The sequence below is a fragment of the Desulfovibrio ferrophilus genome, from assembly GCF_003966735.1.
GTDB classification, from domain to species: domain Bacteria; phylum Desulfobacterota; class Desulfovibrionia; order Desulfovibrionales; family Desulfovibrionaceae; genus Desulfovibrio_Q; species Desulfovibrio_Q ferrophilus.
In genome coordinates, this window is the sequence record NZ_AP017378.1 from 2,705,154 (window position 1) to 2,726,118 (window position 20,965).

The window sequence follows — 20,965 nt, forward strand, 5'->3', positions numbered from 1 at the left end:
TGCGCCGCGGCACACAAACTGGTATGCACTTGCAACTATAGCAGGACCAATCGCAGCCAGCGATGCCGTCGCACATCAGGGCTGATTCACCTGCAAACCGTTGGGAGGGGGAAATGTCCAAAAAGACGGACGCCATCAATCTGCTCTACCTGGAACCAGACCAGGAGAGCATTCGCAAGGATCTGGCCCACTTTTTCGGGCCTCGTAGTGAACACTTCCTGAAAATCTACGAGAAGAAAAAAGCCGCCAAAGAACCAGGCCATTTCGCCATGACATTCAGTTGGGTCACCTTCCTGACAGGCTTCGTCTGGTTCTTCTATCGCAAGATGTACCTCTTTGGAGCAATAACCATCATTCTTCCTGTGGGTCTCTCACTTGCGATGGAAGCCATGGGAATCAAGGACCCCGGTTCGTCGGCAATGACCATAGCCTTCGCACTCTTTGCCAAGCAATTTTATATCAACAAGGCCCTGGAACACCTGGTCAAGGCCAACGAGATGGGAATCTTCGGTGATGAACGCGACGCCTATCTGAAGTCTGCCGGAGGCACCTCCAGTATTGCAGGCGGCATTGCACTGTTCTGCTTCCTGCTGATCATCACCGCCGTTCTCCTGACCGTCATTGGCAACGGTGGCGGAGGTACCATGTAGCCCCTTTTCGCTAGGCGCTCTCAATCAACAGCAGCAGAAGGGCCGGGTATTCACTCGGCCCTTGTCATTCGCGCAGATACTTCCTCCTGCTCGTCCTTCGTAACTTGCAGTATGGAAGACATCAGGCAAGTCCATCATCCCCCTTGCGCCAGCTCTCTACATAGATTACTGCATAATCATGCTTAACGGTGTTCACATACTCCTCAGCTACACATGCCTCTATCAGTGCGACCATTGCTTTCTGCACTGTTCGCCCGGCTCGGAAGGCGCGTTCAGCCTGGCCCAGTTCACGGAATTATTGGATCAGGCCGCTGCACTGAAGACCGTGCGCAAGATTTCCATCGAGGGCGGCGAACCCTTCCTGTTCTATCCGATCATGCTGCGCGGCATCGAGTATGCGCACAAGCTCGGGTTCGAAACCGAAGTCATCAGCAACGGCTACTGGGCGCAGGACAGCGAGGACGCCAAGGCTTGGCTGAAACCGCTGGTCGAGGCCGGGTTGAGTACCCTGAACGTCAGTGACGATGAGCTCCACCATGGCGAAGCCAGCCCCTCACCAGCCAAGGCCGCACTCCAGGCCGCCCAAGAACTGGGCATTGCCCAACAGGCCTTTACCATCGAGTCGCCAAAAACGATCGAGACCACTAAATATGAAAGGGGTAGAGGTGCCCCCATTGTGGGAGGCGGGGTCCGGTTCCGGGGCCGGGCGGTAGAGAAACTGACCAATGGCTTGCCCCTGACCTATTGGCGGGAATTCACCGAGTGCACGGATGAAGACTTTGGCATGCCAGGGCGCGTGCACATTGATGCTTACGGCCACGTGCAACTCTGCCAGGGCATCTCCATCGGCAATGTATGGGAACGCCCCCTGGCCGAAGTCATGAGCGCATACAATCCCGAAGATCACCCCATCTGTGGTCCACTGATGCAAGGTGGGCCGACAAGGTTGGCCCAAAAATACGGACTGGATCACAAGAAGGGATTTTCGGAGGGCTATGTGGACGCCTGCCACCTCTGCTATCAGGTGCGCAAGGCATTGCTGGACACGTTCCCCATCCATCTCGCCCCACTCCAAGCTTACGGGGCATAGCTGCTACAGCCCATGACCGACTACGCAGCTCAGGCCAAACCGCTGTCCTGATTCATCAGTTCCGAGAACTCGTCCACCAGGGCTTCGGCCTTTGCCGGGGCCTCAAAGCTGCCCAAATGAACCAGTGCGTCGCCTTTGTAGACCGAAGGCAATGACTGCAAGCCAATGACCACCCCTTGCCGAGGGGACGTCAGCTCAAGTGACTGGGTACCGAACGGATCATGAATGAAGCCCAGAATCTGGTCCTTGCTTACCAACTGGCCCAGCTTAACCCGAGACTGGAGCAGGCCGCTCATCGTGGCCCGGACCCAGGAACTGTTCAATGCCACCTGCATGGTTAGGGAACTGCGCACAGACCTTTTCCTGGTGGACAGCATCCCCAGGTGTTCCATGACCGAGGTCAACCCTCGCACTCCGGCCTTGATGGACACTTCATCCAGACGCAGGGCCTCACCGGCTTCGTAAGTCAGCATCTTCACGCCCTTGGCCACTGCAGCACCCCGCAGCGAGCCCTTGGCACCGGGCGACTCCAACGCCAGAGGCGCACCAAAAGCCCGGGCCATGGCCAGGACCTCGGGGTCGGACATGTCACCCCGCAAATGGGGCAGATTGCGTCGATGGTTAGAGCCGGTGTGCAGATCGATCCCGTAATCGCAATAACTCACCACATTCTTGAACAAGACCTGCGCCAGTTCCGACGCTAGCGAACCACCCTTGGCCCCTGGGAAAAACCGATTCAAGTCCCGCCGATCGGGCAGATAACGCGAGTTGCCCATAAACCCGTAGAGATTAACTACGGGCACGGCAAACAGGGTTCCCGCCATGGAGGATAAACGCTTCAGGCTTGTCAGCCTGCGCACAACCTCGATGCCATTCAATTCATCCCCATGAATGGCAGCGCAGACAAAAAGCCGGGGGCCAGGCCGCCTGCCGTGGAAGACATGCACGGGCATTCTTGCGTCCTGGCGCAGATAGGTCTCCGCCACGGGCAAGAGCACCGTGGCCTTCTGCCCCGGAGCAATCACCTGCCCCGCCAATTCAATTGATGCCTGTGCCATGGGAACCACCTTTAGTTATCTCTTTGAGCTTCCCATGGTTCTTAATCTCAAGGGCGGGGCTTGCCAAGAACATCTCCTTACAAGACCGTCCCACACACCGTCCCACAACACCCTTGCTCCAAAAATTCTAATTTCTGGGCGGATAGCCCGACCAATATTCATGCTCAGCATTTGAATTTTTTACATTTTTTGGTGCAAAACTGTGCGTATCCACGAATGATTTTACAACACAACTAATTGATGCCTATAATAGCAACTATAGATATTTCAAATACTAGAGCTTCTCAATCCCCAAACCACAGCAATAATAATTAAGAGCATCTTTTATGCGCCAGGCAGCAGAAATGCCCAACTCGTCCACAGGTGATGAGACAACAATCGTCAAGAGCACCTGCCGGCTATGTTTCAATGGTTGCGGTGTCCTGATCAGTATCAAGGATGGACACCCTACGTCGCTCACAGGCGATCCGGACCACCCCTTGAGCAAAGGAATGATCTGCCCACGCGGCCATGCGGCGCTTGAATTGCTGGATCATCCCCACAGACTCCGCCACCCGATCAAGCGCACCGGTCCGCGCGGCGGCGGCAAGTGGGAACGCGTCTCGTGGGACGAAGCTCTGGACACCATTGTTGCGGAGTTGACAAAGATCGGCAATCGCCTTGGGCCGCAAGCCGTGGTGTTCATGCGGGGCGGTTCCAAAGGCACCAGTGACGATCACTTGACCCGCCTGGCCAATATTTTCGGTTCTCCCAACGTCTCCACCACCTCGTCGATCTGTTATTCACCCTGCGCCTTGGCCTCCAAGCACACATACGGGTTCATGGCCTATCCAGACTTGAAGCATCCGCCCCGGTGCATCATTCGATGGGGTTTCAATCCCAAGGTCACCCTGCCCCCATTGCATCGTGAAATCGTAAAAGCCACTTCCGCAGGAACCAAGCTGGTGGTCATCGATCCCCGTGTAAGCAACGACAGGGCCGACCTCCAACTTCAGCCCAAGCCGGGATCGGATGGGGCGCTGGCCCTGGCCATGGCCCATGTCATCATCGAGGAAGGGCTCTATGACCGGGCATTTGTGGAGCGCTGGACCGTGGGTTTCAGACGTCTGCGGGCACACCTGCAAGTCCACACACCGGAAATCGCCCAGGCCATGACTTGGGTCCCGGCCCAAAAGATCCGGGAAGCCGCCCGAATGTACGCCACGGTGCGCCCCGGCTGCATCCTCTGGGGCAACGCCCTGGAGTCCGGACCGAACAACTATCAGACCTGCCGCGCCATCTGTATTCTACGCGCCCTGACCGGCAACCTTGGGGCAGCGGGCTCCGATGTCATGTGGTCCGATCTGGGCGAGCTTCAGCGGCGCTCTCCCCTGTTCACTCGGCCGGAGCTATTGCCCCCGGATATGGCCGCGCAACGATTGGGAGCCCATGCCAAACTGCTGCCCGACTTCGCCTACGCCCCCCACAACCTCGTGGCCAAGGCCATTTTGGACGGCAAGCCCTACCCCATCCGTGGGGCCTACCTCCAGGGCGGCAATCTGCTTTGCACCAGCGCCGACTCGCAGCTGATGTCCAAGGCTCTGACCAAGCTCGACTTTATTGCCGCCACGGACCATTTCATGACGCCCACCACGGCCCTGGCCGACATCGTGCTGCCCGCCTCCACCTATCTGGAACACAACAGCGTGGAGCAGCCCTGGCATTTCCCGGTGGCCTCCATTCAGCAACAGGTCGCCGACCCCGGCGAGACCCGCAGCGAAGGTCAGATCTGCAATGATCTGGCCCGACGCATTGGTCACGGCGAATATGCCTTCGAGGACATGGACGAGTTTCTGGAGTTCTACCTGCACCCCGCAGGCATGAGCTTCGATCAATTCCGTAGCCAGGGCACCATCGCCGGACCAAAGCAACTGCTGGCCCATGAGGAACACGGGTTCCCCACCCCTTCCGGGCTGGTGGAACTCTATTCCGCGCCCCTGGGAGAATTGGGCCTCCCCCCCCTGCCCGAGTACCGCGAATTCAACCTCACTGATGACCAATTCCCCCTGATCATGACCAGCCAGAAATCGCCTCAGTTCTATCATTCCTGTGGCCGACAACTGCCCTCGTTGCGTCGGAGCAAGCCCGAGCCGAGCATGCGTCTGCACCCGGAAACCGCACAATCTTTAGGCCTTAACGACGGCACCATGGCCCTTCTGACCACAGCCACCGGTTCCATCCGCCAGTGCGTCCGACTAGATGAGAGCCTGACTCCCGGCGTGGTCATGGCTGATTACGGTTGGTGGTTTCCTGAGCAGGGTGCCGCACAGGAATTCGGCTGGCGACAGGCCAACCTGAATGTGCTGACCAGCGCCCCTGAGCCATGCAGCAGCGAATTGGGCTCTGCGGCCCTGCGCGGAATCCCCTGCCGTATCGAACCGATGGAGGAACAGTCATGACCACCGCCAAGGGTATCCATCTCCGCAACATCTCCAAGAGTTACGGCGCGGTCACGGCTCTGGACAACGTCTGCCTGGACGTGAGGGAAAAGGAATTCGTGACCCTGCTCGGACCTTCGGGCTCGGGCAAGACGACGCTGCTCATGGTCGTGGCCGGTTTCACCTCGCCCGAGGCAGGTTCCGTGAATATCGGCGAGCGGAACGTGACCCGTCTGGCCCCCTTCCGGCGTGACATTGGAGTGGTCTTTCAGAACTACGCGCTGTTCCCGCACATGAGCGTGCAACAGAACATCGAATACCCCCTGCGCATGCGCCACGTCCCCAGAGCCGAGCGCGCCCGCAAGGCCGCGCAGGCCATTGCCACCGTTCGCCTCGAGGGGCTGGCGGACCGTATGCCGGGCCAGCTTTCCGGGGGACAGAAGCAACGCGTGGCCCTGGCCCGGGCCATGGTCTTCAATCCGCCCGTGCTGCTCATGGACGAACCTCTGAGCGCTCTGGACAAGAATCTGCGCGAGCACATGCAACTGGAACTCAAGGATCTGCAACAGCGCCTGGGGATCACCGTGCTCTACGTGACCCATGACCAGCAGGAAGCCCTGACCATGTCCGACCGCATCGCGGTGATCAACGAAGGTCGGGTCGAACAGTTCGGCCCTGCGGCCCGCATCTACGACACCCCGGCCAACCGATTTGTGGCCGAGTTCATCGGCGAAACCAACCTCTTCCGGGCCACCACTCTGGAGGCCGGAAACTCGACCCTGGCCGTAAGCCTTCACGATGGAGCAAATACGGCGGTCCGCACCAGCTGTCCCCTGTGTTCAGGCCAGCAGGGCTACCTGTCCATCCGGCCCGAGAAGCTGGCCGTGGTCAACGGCAACGCCGCCAGCCTCTGCGCCTTGAGCGGACGGCTGGAAAACCTGATTCACCAAGGCGACACCATCAAATACTTCATCCGGCCCCAAGGCCTCGACAGTGCAGGCAGCACCGGGCTGGTGGTCATGAAGATGCACAACCGGGCGGACACTCCCCTCTTCGCCCCCGGCGACAATATCAATTTCGGGTGGCGACCGGATGATGCCACCTTCGTAGTCTAAAGATCAGACCATTCCCTAACAACCCTTCTACCTTCGGAGTCCAGAGATGAAACGCGTCCTTTTCGCCATGGCCCTGTGCCTGCTGGCAGTCACGACAACCGCTCAGGCCGAGACCATCACCGTCTGCAGTTACGGCGGCACCTACAATAAGGCCCTGGAAGAGGCTTTTGCCAAGCCCTTCACCGCGGAGACCGGCATCGAAGTCGTCTTCGTCTCCTTTCCCAACTATGCCAAGATGAAGGCTCAGGTGCAGAGTGGCAACGTGGAATGGGACGTGGTGGAACCTTCCATCAACGGCTATGTTCTGGGCGCGCATGATGGACTGTTCGAACCTCTGGATCTCTCCGGCATCCCGGTGGACGACTTCGTCAAGGGCGGCATCCAGCCCTATGGCGTATCCACGGTCTATTATTCGCACAACGTCGCCTACCGCACCGATGTCTGGCCCGCTGGCCAAGGCCCCAAGACCTGGGCCGACGTCTGGAACACCAAGAAATTCCCCGGTCCCCGAGCCGTGAAATACACGGCCTATTCCAACCTTGAAGCCGCCCTGCTGGCCGATGGCGTACCCCCCAGCGAAATATACCCCATCGACGTGGACCGGGCCTTCAAGAAGCTCGATGAACTCAAGCCCCACATCAAGGTCTACTGGAAGAACGGCGCCCACGCCCAGCAGGTGATGCGCGCCCACGAGGCCGATACGGGCAGCTTCGCCGCGGGTCGCATGCTGGACCTGGCCAAGGATGGCGTTCCCGTTGTTCCCGAATGGAACGGTGCCGTCGTGGATCTGGACTATCTGGTCATTCTGAAGGGCTGCAAGCACAAGGATGCTGCCATGAAATTCATCAAATACACCACCGATCCCAAGCGCCAGGCCAAGCTGGCCATGGCCAGCTACTATGGTCCCTCCAACTTGAAGGCCTACGACTACATCCCCGAGGACATGGCCCGCCAGATGCCCAGCCATCCCGACAACATGAAGAACGCCGTGATCATCGACGGCGAGTGGTACCGCGAACACGGCAAGGAAGTGACCGCCCGTTGGGAAGCCTGGAAGATGCAATAGGAAACAGCAGACAGCATGGATTATCTTCATGATATATCGGGCAGGACGGGGCTTAGGCCCCGTCTGTCCACTGCCCTGCACAAGCACTGGGGCGTGACGCTGATGATCGCGCCCCTGGCGCTGTATCTGGTGGTCTTCTATCTGGCCCCTCTGGCCGGTGTGCTGATGCAAAGCCTGTTTGATCCGGAGTTCACTCTGGAACACTACACGGCCTTGTGGACACACTCCGTGTACCTCCGGGTCCTGCTCAACACCCTGGACATCAGTTTCTGGGCCACAGCTGCCAGCATCCTGCTGGGCTATCCCGTAGCCTACGGCATGACTTTTTTCGGTCCTGTCTGGCGGACCATGCTGATGGCTGCGGTCACCATTCCCTTCTGGATCTCGGTGCTGGTGCGCACCTACTCATGGATGATCATCCTGGGCCGCTTTGGTGTCATCAATAATTTCCTGCAATGGGCAGGGCTGACCGACGCCCCTCTGGAGCTGATGTACAACCGTTGTGGAGTCTACATCAGTCTGGCCTATGTCCTGCTGCCCTTTGCCGTGCTGCCCATGCACAGCGTGATGCTGGGCATTGATCGCACCCTGCTGCGCGCCGCCGACAGTCTGGGTTCCTCCCCCTGGCAAAGCTTCCGGCGCGTCTTCCTGCCACTGAGCCTGCCCGGCGTGGCAGCGGGCTTTTTGCTGACCTTCATCGTGGGGGCCGGAACCTTTGTCACCCCCACACTCATGGGTGGCCCCAAAGACACGGTCATTGCCATGAGCATCGACTCGCAGTTGGAGATCGTCAACGACTGGGGCTTTGCCGGTGCCTTGAGCGTCATCCTGCTGTTCACGGTCATGGGCCTGTTCGCGTTGTGCCTGCGCTTCATGGGCCTGGAGTCCCTGTTTGGCGGCACATCCGAGGCACACGGCACACCACGAAACAAGCGCCTCGACACACGAAAAAATATCGTAATCCAGGTGATCGCGCATGGGATCAGGGCTGGTGGGATCGTAGTGAAGATGTCCGCCTGCAGTGGACCATACGCAAGAAACGCAGCCTGGAAGCGCTGACCTCGGGCCTGCCCATGGCCTTGCAAGGATTGCCTCTGCGCCTATGGACACTGCGGGCAGTATGTGCCCTGGTAGCAATCTATCTGATTGTCCCGCTGGGCATCATCCTGCCCATCGCCTTTTCCAACGACACCATCCTGCGCTTTCCGCCACAGTCCATGGGGCTGGGGCTGTTCCAATCATACTTCAGCTCCGGGCCCTGGATGCGGGCCACCCTGAACAGCCTGCGCGTGGCCGCCCCGGTGATGCTGCTGGCCACGGTTCTGGGCACCCTGGCAGCCATAGGCATCGCCAGACTCAAAGGTACAGCCCGGCAAAGCGCCTATGGCCTGTTCATCAGCCCTCTGATCCTTCCGGCCATCATCAATGCCGTGGCCATGTATTTTTTCATGGCCAAGCTGAAACTCATCGGTACCATCAGTGGATTGATTCTGGCGCATACGGTACTGGCCGTACCCTTTGTGGTCATCGTCATGACCACCACCTTACAGGGGGTAGACCGGGACCTGGAGCAGGCCAGCAACAGCCTGGGAGCGGGCAGACTGCGGACCTTTGTCCACATCACGCTGCCGCTCATCCGTCCGGGGCTGTTCACGGCTGCCATCTTCGCCTTCATCGCCAGCTTCGATGAACTCATCACCGCCCTGTTCATCAGCGGAGCGCGTTCCACCACCCTGCCCAAGCAGATGTGGGATGGCATCCGGGACCAGATGGACCCGACCATTGCAGCCGTGTCCGCCGTACTGATCATTCTGGCCGTTGTCTTGATGACCATGGCCGGTGTGGTTCGGCAACGTTCAGAGAAAGCTCACCGCTGAATGCCTCCTCAGCGCCCCCCGATCTCCGGAGCTTTACCGCCCGCGATGATCTTCACGGCATCGACCAGGCCCTTGAGTTTTTCGACCTTACCCCGGTTGGGGAAGACGGCCAGTGCCACGCAGCGCGCCAAAAAATGGCCCGTGACCCCGTACCAGAAGAGGGGCCAACTCCACCAGCCCCGGCACATATGCCGCTTGAAGAGCAGGTAGGTGCCCATCAGGAACATTCGCGCCCAGCGTCGATCTTCGGGGCGCATGGCCGCGGCCTCCAAATGCACCAGCCGCGCCTTGGGATTCAGATACAATGGATAGCGCCGCGAGACGGACACGGTGAAGTCCTTGTCCTCCCCCAGACCAAACTCGCGATAGCGTTCGGTGAACGAGAACTCGCGAAAGAGATCACGATGAAAGGAACAGACGCCGCCCAGCAGGAAATCGACCTGTGTCACCTCTTTGAGTGGAAACGGCGACTCCCCGAACTGCGTGCAGAACCCGGACGGCAGAACATGCCCCTCCCGGAGGCCCCAGGCCAGAAACGGCCATTCAAAGGCCCGCTTCACATAGTCGCGCGGACGCATGGGCGGCTTGTTGTCCTCCAGGCCGCCGACCCCGGCCACGAAGCCTTCCCCCTCGGCGTAGACCGAAAGAATCTGCTCCACATAATCGGGAAACAGAATCACATCATCATCCAGAAAGAAGATGATCTCGCCCTTGGCCAAACCGATGCCGGCATTGCGCGATTCCGTCAGCCCCGGGATATCCTTCTTGAAATAAACGAACCCGACACCCGCATCAATGAAGTCCTGCCTGAACGGGACTTCGTCCAGATTCCCATCGTCGACCACAATGACTTCCAGGGGCTTCACGGTCTGGGCCAGCAGGGATTCCAGACAATCCCTGAGTTCCTTCGGGCGGTTGTAGGTGGGGATGATTATGCTCGCGCTATGCATCGCAGCACCTCCTGCACGGTTTCGTCCACGGACGCAGCCTCGGGCACTCCCAACTCCACGACGCGCGCGCCCGTAAGCCCTCTCTCCAGAACCGGGACCGTGGGCGGGCAGAGTTCCACGCCGCGCACTTTGAGTTCCAGTGCCATGCGCAGGTAGTTCTGGAACTCCACATCAAGGATGATGGACAGGGGTTCCACGGCCTCGGGTAGATCCAATTCCTTGCAGCCGGTGATTCCACCCACAAGCATCACGACGTCGGAGACAGGGGCCTCAGCCACGGCCTTGCAGTCGGGGAACAGATCGTCAGGCCGGACCATGAGCGGTGCGTTATGGAACTTGGCGAGCCTGGGGGTAAGATAGGAGGGGATATGTCTCTCGCACCAGCGGGCAATGCCCCGCATCCTACCCGCCCTACGCGCAAAGTTCCGAGCGGCTTCACCCTGGCCTTCGAGCCAGGGCAGAGCGGCGAAATGATGTGGCATGAGCGGGATGGAATCGTGAAACATGTGCGCCCGACCGGCCTGGAGCAGGAACCTGTCATCGGCCAGAAAATCCCAGCCCTGTCGCAACAGATTAAGCATCACCAAGGTCTTGCGTGCCCCCTGCAATCCAGTGAGCACGAGGCCACGCCCATCCCGCACCAGGGCCGCACCATGGAACATGGCGCTGTCCCGCCTGAGCAGGACGCATTGCAGGGCATACTGCAACAGGGCCGACAGCTTGCCCGCCACCCCTGGGCGCGGGGCATAGCGAATGCGCAGGGGGTCGCCGGGCAGGAGCACGATATCGGCCTGGGCCCGATACGGCAGCACGGCCACGGAATGACCCTCCACGGTGGTCAGGGTGAACCCGCGCTGGGACTGAAGGTGGTCAGGGGCCAGACCCGGCATGCCCTCTGCGGGCAACGGCGCCAGATCGATCTCGGCAACACGCTCTCCACCCGCAGGAACGGCGAATCGCCCCAGCCGGGCCTCCAGTTCATGGGCCACAACCTCGGGGGCATCATGGGAATCCACGGCAGCCAGTCCAAGCAGATCGTATCGCGTCACACTCATCTTCTGAACCTTCTGCTGAGGGTTTGCACGGTCAAAGGCTCCCAGAATCCACTCATTCTGCCCCTGCGGTTGTAGAGCGGCACGGCCACGCACAGGAAAACGACACATCCGACAGGGCCGGACACCAGTGGGTCAACGCCCATCAAGAACTCTGCCAGCTGAGCAGCCCCTGTGGCAATAACAGCCAGCGCAAGGGGCGCAAGCAGGGCTGACCAGGAAGGCGCAGGCAGTTCGGCTTCGTGGCGACGCACAAAGATCCACAATCCGCCAAAGAGCAGGGCAAAGGAGCAGGCACTGGCCAAGGCCACCCCCGCGATGCCCCAGCCCAGGCTCAGGAACCCCAGACTCAGGGCAAGATTCCCCACCACCGAGGCCAGCATCACCCCCGTGGCGCGCACCTGCTGCCCACGGGCAATGATGATGCCCCGCAACACAAAGGCCAAGGACAGGAACAGGCAGCCTCCCGTCAGAATCTGTGCGGCAGGCACCCCCTGGGCGTAGCGCGGCAGCAGCAGATTCACTGCGGCGGGCAAAAGCAACATGGCCGGCCCAAGGAGCAAGGGCAGGGCATACGCCGTGGCCAATAATGGCCGCTCCACATAGTCGCGCAGGCAATCCCGCTCCGGGCGGGTCTGCAAGTCGCGCATCAGCAGCGGTTCCACCACCTCGCGCGAGGCATCAGGAATACGCATCAGAAAATTCAAGGCCATGACCGCAATACCATAATAGCCCAGTGCCTCCAGCCCCAGCCAGGCCGAGATGATGAACCGGTCCACGGTGCGGATGAGCGTGGCCCCCAGACTGAAAGTGATGATGGGGAAGCCCTCACGCACCAGATCCATGAATAGCCCCATGCGGAACCGGCTCATGGACTGAGCCGGGGCGTGCCTGCGCAGGTACCACAGCACAAGACCATTGGTCGTGATCAGGGCCGCAAACAGGCCGTAGATGCCAAAGGCCAGAATCAGCACCGCATTGAGCACGCAGGCCGCCACGGCGCTGATGTAATTGGCTGTGGAAATGGGTGCAAACCGGCTACGGGCCTTGAACAGGGCCACGTGAAATTCCGAAAGCCAGGTGATGACCATGACCACGGCCATGACCAGTAGCCCCAGACGTTCCGGGACGCCCGCATCAACGAACAGCGCCGCCGCCCCCAGGCCCAGAGCAGCCAGCCCCGTGAGGAACAGGGTTCCGTAAAAAACCGCACCAACAACCTGCTCGTTGGCCTGCTCGTCACCCCGGGCTTCATTGGCCGGGATGCGATAACGCATGGCCGAGCGTGAGCCGAGATGCGTGAGTGGAACAAAGGCCAGAGCAGTGTTCAGCAGGTTCCACAGCCCGTAGAGCGCAGGGCTGAGCAATAAGGGTTTGAGGTAGGCATTGAGCACACCCAAAGTCTGCCGCGCCACCACACTCGTGGCGTAGCGCGCGATGGTCCCGGACAGGGAATCCGTTGTGGGCTGGGTCTTCTCGCTCATGACCGCGCCTCCCCGACAGATTCAGCTCCAAGCACCTTCAGATAGAGACCTTCCAGCAGGCGCACGCGGGTTGCCATGTCATAGTCATGCTCAATAGCACTGCGGGCCGCGGCACTCTGGGCTGCCGCTCTGGCAGAGTCACGGGCCAGCCCGATCACACTCCGGGCCAGACCTTCCACATCACCCGCCCGGGTCAGACAGGCCGTTTCTCCATCAGTGAACACATCCCCCACTCCACCCACCAGGGTCGCCACCACGGGAACGCCTGTGGCTGCGGCTTCCAGCAGAGTCATGGGCGTGCCCTCGGAATGGGACGGGTGCAGCAGCACATCCAGTGAACCATACAACCCGCGCATGGCAGCCTCATCCAGAAAACCGGAAAATTCGAACCGCTCTGTCAGCCCTGCGCTGTTCACAAGGGAGCGCATGCGTTCGCCCTCCGGTCCCTCGCCCGCCACGCAGAATCGTACATCGGGCACCTCGCTCACAACCCGCTGGGCCACGTTTACGAAATCCTCGACACCCTTCTCACGACTCAGTCGCGCCACAAAGCCCACGCAAAAGGGGCGCTCCGAACCTGAGAGGGGACTGCGCAGTGTCCAGCGTCCTAGATTCACGCCGTTGGGGATGGCCTGCACTCCGCGCACCCCGGAACGGATGGCAATATCGGCAATGTCCTGAGCCACGGCAGTGACCAGATCGAACCCGCGCACCGCCAGCAGGTCCAGCCTTTTGTACAGGGCTGAACGCCAGGAATGCGTGTGCCAGGCATGGAGGGTGACCGCCAGCTTGAGGCCGGGAACCAGCAGGCGCAGAAGCCTGCCGTACACATCGGCCTTGGGATCGTGGCAATGCAGCAGCCCCACGTTGCGCTCACGGATCAGACTCTTGATACGCAGGAGTTGACCGAAATCGAAGACTCTCCCGGCGGGAAAGGTGTAATGATCAATGTCCCGCTCATCCAGACGCTCCAGAATGGGCGCCACAGTCCGATCCCGACGATGCAGATAGGCCACACAACCGTTGAACCGCTCGTGGTCCAGCAGTTCCAGCCAGTCCATGATCACCGTATCAGCGCCGCCCCCGCCTCCGGAGGACTGTCTGAGGTGCATGATGGTTTTTTGCCGCGCCACGCCGGACCTCTCCTCTACTTGCGCACGGTGTTGCAACCCAACACCCGGAAGCTCTTAACCGGGATACGGGCCAGGTCCCTGAACTCGCCGATGCCCTTCCAACGGCCCCGATCCGGTCCGAGGTTCTGGAAATAGATCTTGAACGTATCCCCGTGGTCACACAGATACATGCCGTAGACCTGCATGGCCCGGGCAAGGATTCTGGTCTGCGGGGACAGGCCCAGGCTATCGAGGTCCAAGGCCGGATCAAGCTGGATACGCACCCCTTCGGGCAGATACTGACGGCCCTCATGCTTGCCGTCTGTGCGGGAAGCCACCGGCGAGCACAACTCCTTGGGACCTCCGGGAGAGGACGACTTGCGAGTGGTCGGCGCCGCAAAGGACAGGGCATGGCGGATCTCGCCAGTCTGAATCTCTTCGGGCCGGATCAACCCGGCAATCAACGGCATACCCGAGCCACGCGCCCCGCGCATCCACCAGCGCTTGCCCGTGAATGGGGGGTCAAAACCCAAACCGTCGAGATTCCATACCGCCAGTCGTGTGGCCTTCCAGGAGCCATCAGCCAAACGCTTGGCTCGCGCCAGGTCCCAGGTCTTGCGCAGTTTCGGATCAACAATCAGCATGTGCCCATCCTTCTTGGGATCGGGCCAGAGGCCCTCGGGCAGGGGAATATTCTCGGCCACCCCCCTCCCCTCCGGGTCCACGCTCGGGTGCAGGGCTTCCTTGGGCGAGCGGACGCTGTACTTGGGGCTCACGGCAGCATCAACGACAAACAGCGGTACGGTCCATTGGGTCATATCGCCCTTGAGCTGCCCCGCTTTTGTCGCCAGCGCATCGATCATCGCCGCGGAATCAGGGTGCAGGGCAGCGTCAGGCGCGATGGCGGTATTCCAGGGCGAATCGGCAGAGAAGACCTTGAAATCACCCGGCAGGCTGGTACCCGTCAGGCCCTGACCGGCCACAGCAGAGGAGCACGACACCATAACGGCCCATGCGCTCAGGACGATTGCGGCAAACACGGTACGCAACATGATGCATCCTCCTTGAATCACTGTGTGGCCCCACCCTTATCCGGCGACCAGCGCTTGGGCAGATTGCCTAAAACAAAGTCCACCAATCCCCAGAGCATGCCCAGGTTGCCCACGTAGAAGTAGAATGCCGCTCCGGCAACACGTGCAAACACACCTGACCGGAAGGAAACAAGGGGAAAGCTGGCTGCCAGAATCATGCAGGCGATCTGCCCGGCCAGGAGCAGAGCGGCCACGGCACTTTGGGCCGCAGCCAAGGCGCTGCCCGCCAGGAGCATCAACAAGAACACGGGCATCAGCCGCCGCACGACCTTGTTCAGCAAAAGCCGCAGGGAATAGAACCCATAACGTGCGGGATTCAGCAATGCGCGGTGGCAGGCAATGGCGTTGAGGCTTGTGGACACAATACGCCGACGCCTCTTCAACTCGACGCCGGGCGAACGCGAAGGCACGGCAACTCTGGCCCGGGCCTCGGCATCAAACAGGAACAGATGGCCCAGGCTCACCACTGCCAACGCGGCGTACAGGTCATCGGTCACCGGCCCTGGAATCTCGGGGAACAGCCCGCTGCGAAGCGCATAGAGTTTGCCATCATTGGAAGTCAGCGTTCCCAGGCGGCTCTCCCCGGCCTTGAGGCGTGAATCCAATCCCACATATCCCGCCTGGGCGGCCTCGAAGGCACCAGCCTCTCCCGGCACCACACGCCGACCACAAACCCCGCCCACCCGATCAGAGACAAACCACGACAGGAGCCGGGTCAGAGCGTCCGGCGCGAGCAAGGCATCAACATCGCTAAACACGAGAATATCGCCTGTCGCCAATGAGGCGGCGGTATTAAGGCCATGGCTCTTGCCCCTGTGTTGCGGGCTTGAGGAAAGCTTCACTCCCCGGTCCGCGTAGGCGGCCACGATTTCTTCCGTGCCATCTCCGGAACCGTCGGAATGCACGATGATTTCCAGTCCACCGGGTGGAACGTCCAGAGCCAGAGCGTTGTCCAGTTTGGAACCGATCAACTCGCGCCCATTATGAACCACAATGACCAGGCTGACGGACAGACCGGGGGTATCCGCAGGCCTGTGGCGCAAGGGATGCAGAGTTGAAATCAGCCACGTGAGCAAGGGATTGACGACAACAAAAAGACCGAGCCCCAGCAGAGCGCCGAAGATGAGCAGCCATCCTCCAATGATCATGCCGCATCCTTCTGTGCGACAAGGCTTCCGGCCAGCAGAATCTGGGAAAAGGCCAGAGACACCCAGAAGAACTTGTGTGTCTGGGCACTCAGGATCAGAAAATAGAAAAGTACGACCATGAAGGCGATTTTATAGGCCCCGACCATGGAGGCTTCCCGCTCGCGTCCGGCTTCCTGCAAACCGCGCTGGGCCTTCTGAAAATTATGCAATGCTGCCAGGATGACACACAGGTAGAATCCCAGGCCGAGGAGTCCCATGCCCACAAGCATCTCAAGGTAGGTGTTATGGGCCGGACGCAGATAGCCTCTGCTCAGGCCTTTCTCGATATCACCGGAATAGACGGTTTCGGCCCACAGTTCCTTGAATACCCCCGGGCCATGACCAATGAGAGGACTTTCCAAAAATTGATTCCAGCCCACCTTGATATAGTCGATGCGTCGTGAAATGGAGTCATCGGAGGTCTGGACCACGGACCGCTGCCGCTCCCAGTATGATGACGGGATAAAGGCCAGAACCATCAGCCCCGTAGCCAGCACGGCAGTGAGCAACAGCCCGGCCTTGCGTGGAGACAGGCGCTTGTAATGTTCCATGCAGAGCAACACGGACAGCAGCAGAAAGTTGAGCGCACCGCCGCGTGAAAAGGTGATGACCAATGCCATGATATTGATCACGGTCAACAGGGCTGAGGCCACGCGCCAGCGCGTAAGCCGGGCCTCGAAAAAATAGTGGGTCAGGATGGGCAGAGAGAATAGCAATGACACCGAGAACAGATTGGGGTCGTTGGACCCGCCCACAGCACGGGTCATGCCTTCGCCGCCCACCTGCATCGCAAACAGGGGGTTGGCCGTGGCGTAGCCATACAGGGAAAGCAGGGCACTTCCCGAAATCCCGAGCACCACAGCCAGAGGCACCTCACTGAATAACGATTTGTATTGTACGAGGCAGAGCGTCAGTGCAAAAAAGACTACCGCCGTTGCCATCTGGCGCAATTCATTGAGTGCCGTCGGCAGGTTATCGGTATAGAAACTGGCCACCACGGCCGAAGCCATAAACAGACCTAGGCAGGGCCACATCCTGGAACGCAGGGCCGGGGTTTTATGCAGGATCAGCCATCTGGACAGGATCAGCAGGACCAGCAGCACTCCCACCAACTTGGAAATGGTGAACCAGCGAAACTGCTCGGACAGGGACCGGTACTGATCAAAAGGCACAAAAAAAATCATCAGGGCAAAGCCCCACATGGGACGCCGCCACATCATGAACACGACCATCAAGGCCAGGGCCGGGGCCGGGGCCAGATAATACCAACGGGTGGGCAGCAGGGCCACCGTGGCCGCAATAAGAAGCGCTCCCATGATGTAGACGGCGGGATTCTCCCGCGATGTATTCTGCCCCGAGATCATGCGCTCTGCCCTCGCTTCAGGACCAGAAGCGCCCCCTGCCACATCAACGCGGCCCCGGAAACATTCCAACGCAGAAACGTCAACGCAAAAACACCGGGCAAATCACGACGGTGCCCCATGCTCATGGCATCGCGCAGGGTAAAGAGTGCGGACGGGGCCAGCCAAAGGGCGGTTGCCGACAAGATCCAAACCCAATCCCCTAGGGCGATGCCCACGGCAAAAAACACCGCGCACAGAAGATGCCACAAGCTCATCAGAGGATTGCGCAGGGTCCGCAGCGAATAGTTATGGCGGCGTGCAAAGGCCAGAGTTGTGGATTGCCGCCAGAACTCCTTTTTGATGAACTCCATCAGGCTCCGCTCGTAGCCCAGATGAATCACTGTCGCAGCGGGTGAGCGTAGCACGCAGCGGCAGACCTTGTTCAGCCTGTAAGTGAAATCCTTGTCCTCACAGGTGGTGAGATCTTCATCAAAGCCCTGGATGGACTCGAAGGTTTCGCGGCCTACCAGGATGTTGCGACCGGGCAAGAAATCCGTAGCCAATTCCGTAATGGGGGCATCGGAGCGATTGCCCCAGATCCGCCCGACCCAGGAGGCATCGTCGGGCACCTGCTCGGCAAATCCCAGGGCTCCCTTGAAGCCCGTGGCAAAGCGCGCTGCGGCCTTCTCAAGCCAGTCGGCGGGCACGAGCATATCGGCATCCAGAAAGGCCAGTAGCGAAGCAGTGCTGGCCCGGGCACCGGCATTGCGTAAGGCCGAGATGGTCATGCGTTTGCCGGTCTTATTCTCCAGAACCGTTACCCCCCGGCCTCGGGCAATGGCGACGGTGTCGTCCGTGGAAAGGTTGTCCACAACAACAATTTCCACGCTGATGCCACCCCGTGCACAAGCCTGCACCGCGTCGATGGCGTCACCGATATGGACCGCTTCATTGTAGGCGGGAAGAATCACCGCGAAATCCATCGCTGTCATGGTTCTCTCCAGGGCGCAGGGGCGTTAGACGATGCTTTTCTTCAAGAAATACTGATCCACCATATAGTGATTGAGAGGCGTCACAGGCTCATAGGCAATGATATGCACGTGCTTGAAATTCCCCTTCCAGGGCAGGGTCTTATACACCTTTCCATGGCAGATGGATCGCTTGGGACGATCACGCCTGCCCCGGCGTATGGTACGCCGAAGCACGAACCGATAGTCTTCACCATTCAGGTCAATGGTGGACAAAATCTTGAAATGACTTTCGTTCAGGTCCACCAAAAAGGCGTTGTCTTCAAGCACGGTCCCGTCCTTGGTGGAGACAATCACCGACGCGCCCTTGGCCCGGACCCGGTCGAAAGCGCGGGTTTGGGAATAGAAGCGAAAGACCTGGGATCGCGTCAGGTCCGTCAGATGCCCCGTCCCCTTGCGCAACGCCGTCAGCCCTATGATCCAAGCCGTATAGGAAATAATCAACATGTCCCAGGACAGCTTGCGCTTGCGGGTGATAAACTTGTTGTCGATCAATGCCCGCAGCCGCTTGGGCGCGCTATGCGGGGTGAACAGCTGAGCGTAGCCGATGAGCCCCGGACGAACCGAAAATCTGAGGTCATAGTTGCGGATGGTGTCTGCTACCTCGTCGTAGACTTCGGGCCTCACCGGGCGCGGCCCGATGAAGTCCATATCACCCCTGAGGATATTGATCAGCTGGGGCAACTCGTCCAACCTGCTGTCACGCAAGAACTTGGAAAACCGCGAGAGGCAAAATGTCCCGGGTTTGAACAGATCGGTCCCAATGGTCTTTTGCGCCCCCACGGGCAAAGTGCGGAACTTGTACATGGCAAAAGGACGCTTGCTGATGCCCAAGCGTGTACCCTTGTAAAAGACGGGCCCGCGATCCTTGAGCTTGATGGTCAGCCCGATCAGAAACATTAGAGGCAAAGCGGGAATCATTACCAAAATGGCCAATACCGCATTGAAAATGGTAATCGTCACAAACGACCACGGTGTATACGCGAAATACCCTCCCTTTCTGAACCGGGAGTGTTGGGGATGAAGTTTTGTTGCGTCTTCTACGAATGCCATGGTTACACCTTACTGATCGAGTGGGATGGAGAAAAGAGCTGGAAGAGCTGCATAACGCTCCGCATCCTCGGGGCGCTTGAAGGTATGATCGAAGTATTCCCGCAGGAAGCCCAGGCAACACCCGGTGATGAATCCTGCAAGCAGTCCCAACGGAATCACCTTGTTCGCCTGGGGGAAAATCGGAGAGGCAGGCGTCTTGGGCCAACTCAGGATACTGATGGAGAACAGGTTGGTGGCCTCGGTACCGCTTCCGATCCGGGCCTCCTGCAGCCGTTGGCTAAAGGTCTCGAACGACTGCGAGCGCAGGGCCATCTCGCGCTGCACGCGCTGGTGAGCCACGTGTCCCTCGTAGAGGCGCAGATTCTTGCTTTCAAGATTCGCAATATCCTGCTCAAGGGTGGTTGCAACATCTTCGAGCACTCTGATGCGTGATTCAATGCCTTCCTTATAGGTACGCACCTCGTTCTTGAGGGTTGCATTGAGGTTCTCGATCTGCTCGTCGATGCGCGCAACCTGCCGGCTCTCAGGATGATAGACCCGCAAGGCCTGCCCCCGCTCCACCACCAACTGCTGCAACTGATCGCCCAAATGGATAATGGACAGATTGTCGATGAACGAGAAGAACTGAATCCCGTCCGAGGTCAGGATATTGGAGATGTGATCGGCAAACTTCCGCCTGTCCGTCCATTCACTTCGGGCAGCGTAAAGCTGGCGTTCCAACTCCATCTTCAGAGTCAGATTGTTGGTAATCTCCTGCTGGGCATCGGCTGAGCCTGACTTCTCGGCCAAACTGAGCAGACGTCGCTCTTCTTCCTGCAATCCCTTGTCGAACTGCCCGACCTGCCCCGCAAAAAACTCTTCCATTCCCTTGGGATTGAAGACGTCTCTTCGACGCCGGACGTAGCTGGCCATAACCTCGTTCAATACGGCCTGAGCCAGCCCCGCATCCTTGCCATAGAGCTTGACCTCGATGATGTTGGAATTGGGCAGAATCACCGTCTTGATCCCATCTCGGATGGAGCCGGCCAAGGCCTGAATTTGCTCTTCGGAGAAGTCACGCCCTGCATAGGCCTGGCCCTCCTGGCGCAGGTTGTCCAAGGCCAGACGTACAACATCCAGCGAGGTCAGAATCTCGGCTTCGGAGTTCAGATCCTCCTTGTCCACGAGCACGGTGCGCAACTGAACGTTTTCCAGACTCTCGGGACTGCGCATGGAGCGCTTGCCCTTGACCAGCACCGATCCCTCAACCATATAGGTCGGGGGCCAGAACATGGCCACAGCAGCCGACAAGGCAAACACCGCAACCGTGGTCCAGATGATGACCCGCTGCTGGGAGAAGAAGATGAGAACGAATTCTCGCATGTAATCTTCAGTCTTTATCATGAGTACTTC

The 20,965-nt window shown here is 59.5% G+C and carries 18 protein-coding genes; 7 read left to right on the plus strand and 11 right to left on the minus strand.

The features are described from left to right. The first annotated feature begins 113 nt into the window (after nucleotides 1–113). Together EL361_RS12525 and EL361_RS12530 are read left to right on the plus strand one after the other, a co-directional pair. A complete protein-coding gene (locus EL361_RS12525) occupies nucleotides 114–650 on the plus strand; it encodes a DUF2628 domain-containing protein (protein ID WP_172961738.1) in 537 nt (178 codons plus the stop codon). A 178-nt stretch (nucleotides 651–828) separates the two neighbouring features. Continuing rightward, complete coding sequence (locus EL361_RS12530) at nucleotides 829–1,740, plus strand: radical SAM protein (protein ID WP_126380039.1); 912 nt, start codon at nucleotides 829–831, stop codon at nucleotides 1,738–1,740. A 29-nt stretch (nucleotides 1,741–1,769) separates the two neighbouring features. On the opposite strand, the gene EL361_RS12535 is transcribed toward EL361_RS12530, so the two are convergent. After that, a complete protein-coding gene (locus EL361_RS12535) occupies nucleotides 1,770–2,798 on the minus strand; it encodes a succinylglutamate desuccinylase/aspartoacylase family protein (RefSeq protein ID WP_126380041.1) in 1,029 nt (342 codons plus the stop codon). 326 nt (nucleotides 2,799–3,124) lie between these two features. Here EL361_RS12535 and EL361_RS12540 point away from each other — a divergent pair, with 326 nt between their 5' ends. From EL361_RS12540 to EL361_RS12560, 5 genes are read left to right on the plus strand one after another with little or no spacing between them, the layout of a single operon-like run. Next, nucleotides 3,125–5,236, plus strand: a complete 2,112-nt coding sequence (locus EL361_RS12540; RefSeq protein WP_126380043.1) for a molybdopterin-containing oxidoreductase family protein — start codon at nucleotides 3,125–3,127, stop codon at nucleotides 5,234–5,236. Continuing rightward, nucleotides 5,233–6,330: an ABC transporter ATP-binding protein gene (locus EL361_RS12545; RefSeq protein ID WP_126380045.1), complete on the plus strand. Its 1,098-nt coding sequence runs from the start codon at nucleotides 5,233–5,235 to the stop codon at nucleotides 6,328–6,330. The genes EL361_RS12540 and EL361_RS12545 overlap by 4 nt, the downstream gene beginning before the upstream one ends. Before the next feature lie 46 nt (nucleotides 6,331–6,376). Then, entirely contained in the window at nucleotides 6,377–7,396 is a 1,020-nt protein-coding gene (locus EL361_RS12550) for an ABC transporter substrate-binding protein (RefSeq protein WP_126380047.1), read from the plus strand. Nucleotides 7,397–7,411: 15 nt separating this feature from the next. Next, a complete protein-coding gene (locus tag EL361_RS12555; RefSeq protein ID WP_126380049.1) occupies nucleotides 7,412–8,455 on the plus strand; it encodes an ABC transporter permease in 1,044 nt (347 codons plus the stop codon). A gap of 14 nt (nucleotides 8,456–8,469) precedes the next feature. After that, nucleotides 8,470–9,273, plus strand: coding sequence for an ABC transporter permease (locus EL361_RS12560; RefSeq protein WP_126380051.1), 804 nt, complete (start codon nucleotides 8,470–8,472; stop codon nucleotides 9,271–9,273). Between the two features lie 8 nt (nucleotides 9,274–9,281). Here EL361_RS12560 and EL361_RS12565 read toward each other — a convergent pair whose 3' ends face one another. The 10 genes from EL361_RS12565 to EL361_RS12610 all read right to left on the minus strand — a co-directional run bounded on the left by EL361_RS12565 (nucleotide 9,282) and on the right by EL361_RS12610 (nucleotide 20,956). Further along, nucleotides 9,282–10,223, minus strand: a complete 942-nt coding sequence (locus tag EL361_RS12565) for a glycosyltransferase family 2 protein (protein WP_126380053.1) — start codon at nucleotides 10,221–10,223, stop codon at nucleotides 9,282–9,284. Then, nucleotides 10,205–11,278: a hypothetical protein gene (locus EL361_RS12570; RefSeq protein ID WP_126380056.1), complete on the minus strand. Its 1,074-nt coding sequence runs from the start codon at nucleotides 11,276–11,278 to the stop codon at nucleotides 10,205–10,207. The genes EL361_RS12565 and EL361_RS12570 overlap by 19 nt, the downstream gene beginning before the upstream one ends. Further along, on the minus strand, nucleotides 11,275–12,759 hold the full coding sequence (locus EL361_RS12575) for a lipopolysaccharide biosynthesis protein (protein WP_126380058.1): 1,485 nt from the start codon (nucleotides 12,757–12,759) through the stop codon (nucleotides 11,275–11,277). Before EL361_RS12575 ends, EL361_RS12570 begins: the two co-directional genes overlap by 4 nt. Beyond that, a complete protein-coding gene (locus EL361_RS12580; RefSeq protein ID WP_126380060.1) occupies nucleotides 12,756–13,892 on the minus strand; it encodes a glycosyltransferase in 1,137 nt (378 codons plus the stop codon). The genes EL361_RS12575 and EL361_RS12580 overlap by 4 nt, the downstream gene beginning before the upstream one ends. Before the next feature lie 14 nt (nucleotides 13,893–13,906). After that, nucleotides 13,907–14,923, minus strand: a complete 1,017-nt coding sequence (locus tag EL361_RS12585) for a hypothetical protein (protein WP_126380062.1) — start codon at nucleotides 14,921–14,923, stop codon at nucleotides 13,907–13,909. A 17-nt stretch (nucleotides 14,924–14,940) separates the two neighbouring features. Further along, nucleotides 14,941–16,110 carry a glycosyltransferase gene (locus EL361_RS12590; protein WP_126380064.1) on the minus strand — a complete coding sequence of 390 codons (1,170 nt, stop codon included), beginning with the start codon at nucleotides 16,108–16,110 and terminating at the stop codon, nucleotides 14,941–14,943. After that, the gene (locus EL361_RS12595; protein WP_126380066.1) at nucleotides 16,107–17,513 is read right to left on the minus strand and encodes an O-antigen ligase family protein; all 1,407 of its coding nucleotides are present in this window, start codon (nucleotides 17,511–17,513) and stop codon (nucleotides 16,107–16,109) included. Before EL361_RS12595 ends, EL361_RS12590 begins: the two co-directional genes overlap by 4 nt. Further along, nucleotides 17,510–18,484: a glycosyltransferase gene (locus tag EL361_RS12600; RefSeq protein WP_126380068.1), complete on the minus strand. Its 975-nt coding sequence runs from the start codon at nucleotides 18,482–18,484 to the stop codon at nucleotides 17,510–17,512. Before EL361_RS12600 ends, EL361_RS12595 begins: the two co-directional genes overlap by 4 nt. 24 nt (nucleotides 18,485–18,508) lie before the next feature. Next, entirely contained in the window at nucleotides 18,509–19,483 is a 975-nt protein-coding gene (locus EL361_RS12605) for a sugar transferase (RefSeq protein ID WP_172961739.1), read from the minus strand. Between the two features lie 99 nt (nucleotides 19,484–19,582). Then, nucleotides 19,583–20,956 (minus strand): GumC family protein, encoded by a 1,374-nt coding sequence (locus EL361_RS12610; RefSeq protein WP_126380072.1) that lies wholly within the window; start codon nucleotides 20,954–20,956, stop codon nucleotides 19,583–19,585. Between the last annotated feature and the right edge of the window lie 9 nt (nucleotides 20,957–20,965).

What these genes read in the sequence shown, in the direction of transcription:
- EL361_RS12525 (WP_172961738.1), top strand. Translation starts at nt 114, where the DNA reads ATGTCCAAAAAGACGGACGCCATCAATCTGCTCTACCTGGAACCAGAC.
- EL361_RS12530 (WP_126380039.1), top strand. Translation starts at nt 829, where the DNA reads ATGCTTAACGGTGTTCACATACTCCTCAGCTACACATGCCTCTATCAG.
- EL361_RS12535 (WP_126380041.1), bottom strand. Translation starts at nt 2,798, where the DNA reads ATGGCACAGGCATCAATTGAATTGGCGGGGCAGGTGATTGCTCCGGGG.
- EL361_RS12540 (WP_126380043.1), top strand. Translation starts at nt 3,125, where the DNA reads ATGCGCCAGGCAGCAGAAATGCCCAACTCGTCCACAGGTGATGAGACA.
- EL361_RS12545 (WP_126380045.1), top strand. Translation starts at nt 5,233, where the DNA reads ATGACCACCGCCAAGGGTATCCATCTCCGCAACATCTCCAAGAGTTAC.
- EL361_RS12550 (WP_126380047.1), top strand. Translation starts at nt 6,377, where the DNA reads ATGAAACGCGTCCTTTTCGCCATGGCCCTGTGCCTGCTGGCAGTCACG.
- EL361_RS12555 (WP_126380049.1), top strand. Translation starts at nt 7,412, where the DNA reads ATGGATTATCTTCATGATATATCGGGCAGGACGGGGCTTAGGCCCCGT.
- EL361_RS12560 (WP_126380051.1), top strand. Translation starts at nt 8,470, where the DNA reads ATGGCCTTGCAAGGATTGCCTCTGCGCCTATGGACACTGCGGGCAGTA.
- EL361_RS12565 (WP_126380053.1), bottom strand. Translation starts at nt 10,223, where the DNA reads ATGCATAGCGCGAGCATAATCATCCCCACCTACAACCGCCCGAAGGAA.
- EL361_RS12570 (WP_126380056.1), bottom strand. Translation starts at nt 11,278, where the DNA reads ATGAGTGTGACGCGATACGATCTGCTTGGACTGGCTGCCGTGGATTCC.
- EL361_RS12575 (WP_126380058.1), bottom strand. Translation starts at nt 12,759, where the DNA reads ATGAGCGAGAAGACCCAGCCCACAACGGATTCCCTGTCCGGGACCATC.
- EL361_RS12585 (WP_126380062.1), bottom strand. Translation starts at nt 14,923, where the DNA reads ATGTTGCGTACCGTGTTTGCCGCAATCGTCCTGAGCGCATGGGCCGTT.
- EL361_RS12590 (WP_126380064.1), bottom strand. Translation starts at nt 16,110, where the DNA reads ATGATCATTGGAGGATGGCTGCTCATCTTCGGCGCTCTGCTGGGGCTC.
- EL361_RS12595 (WP_126380066.1), bottom strand. Translation starts at nt 17,513, where the DNA reads ATGATCTCGGGGCAGAATACATCGCGGGAGAATCCCGCCGTCTACATC.
- EL361_RS12600 (WP_126380068.1), bottom strand. Translation starts at nt 18,484, where the DNA reads ATGACAGCGATGGATTTCGCGGTGATTCTTCCCGCCTACAATGAAGCG.
- EL361_RS12610 (WP_126380072.1), bottom strand. Translation starts at nt 20,956, where the DNA reads ATGATAAAGACTGAAGATTACATGCGAGAATTCGTTCTCATCTTCTTC.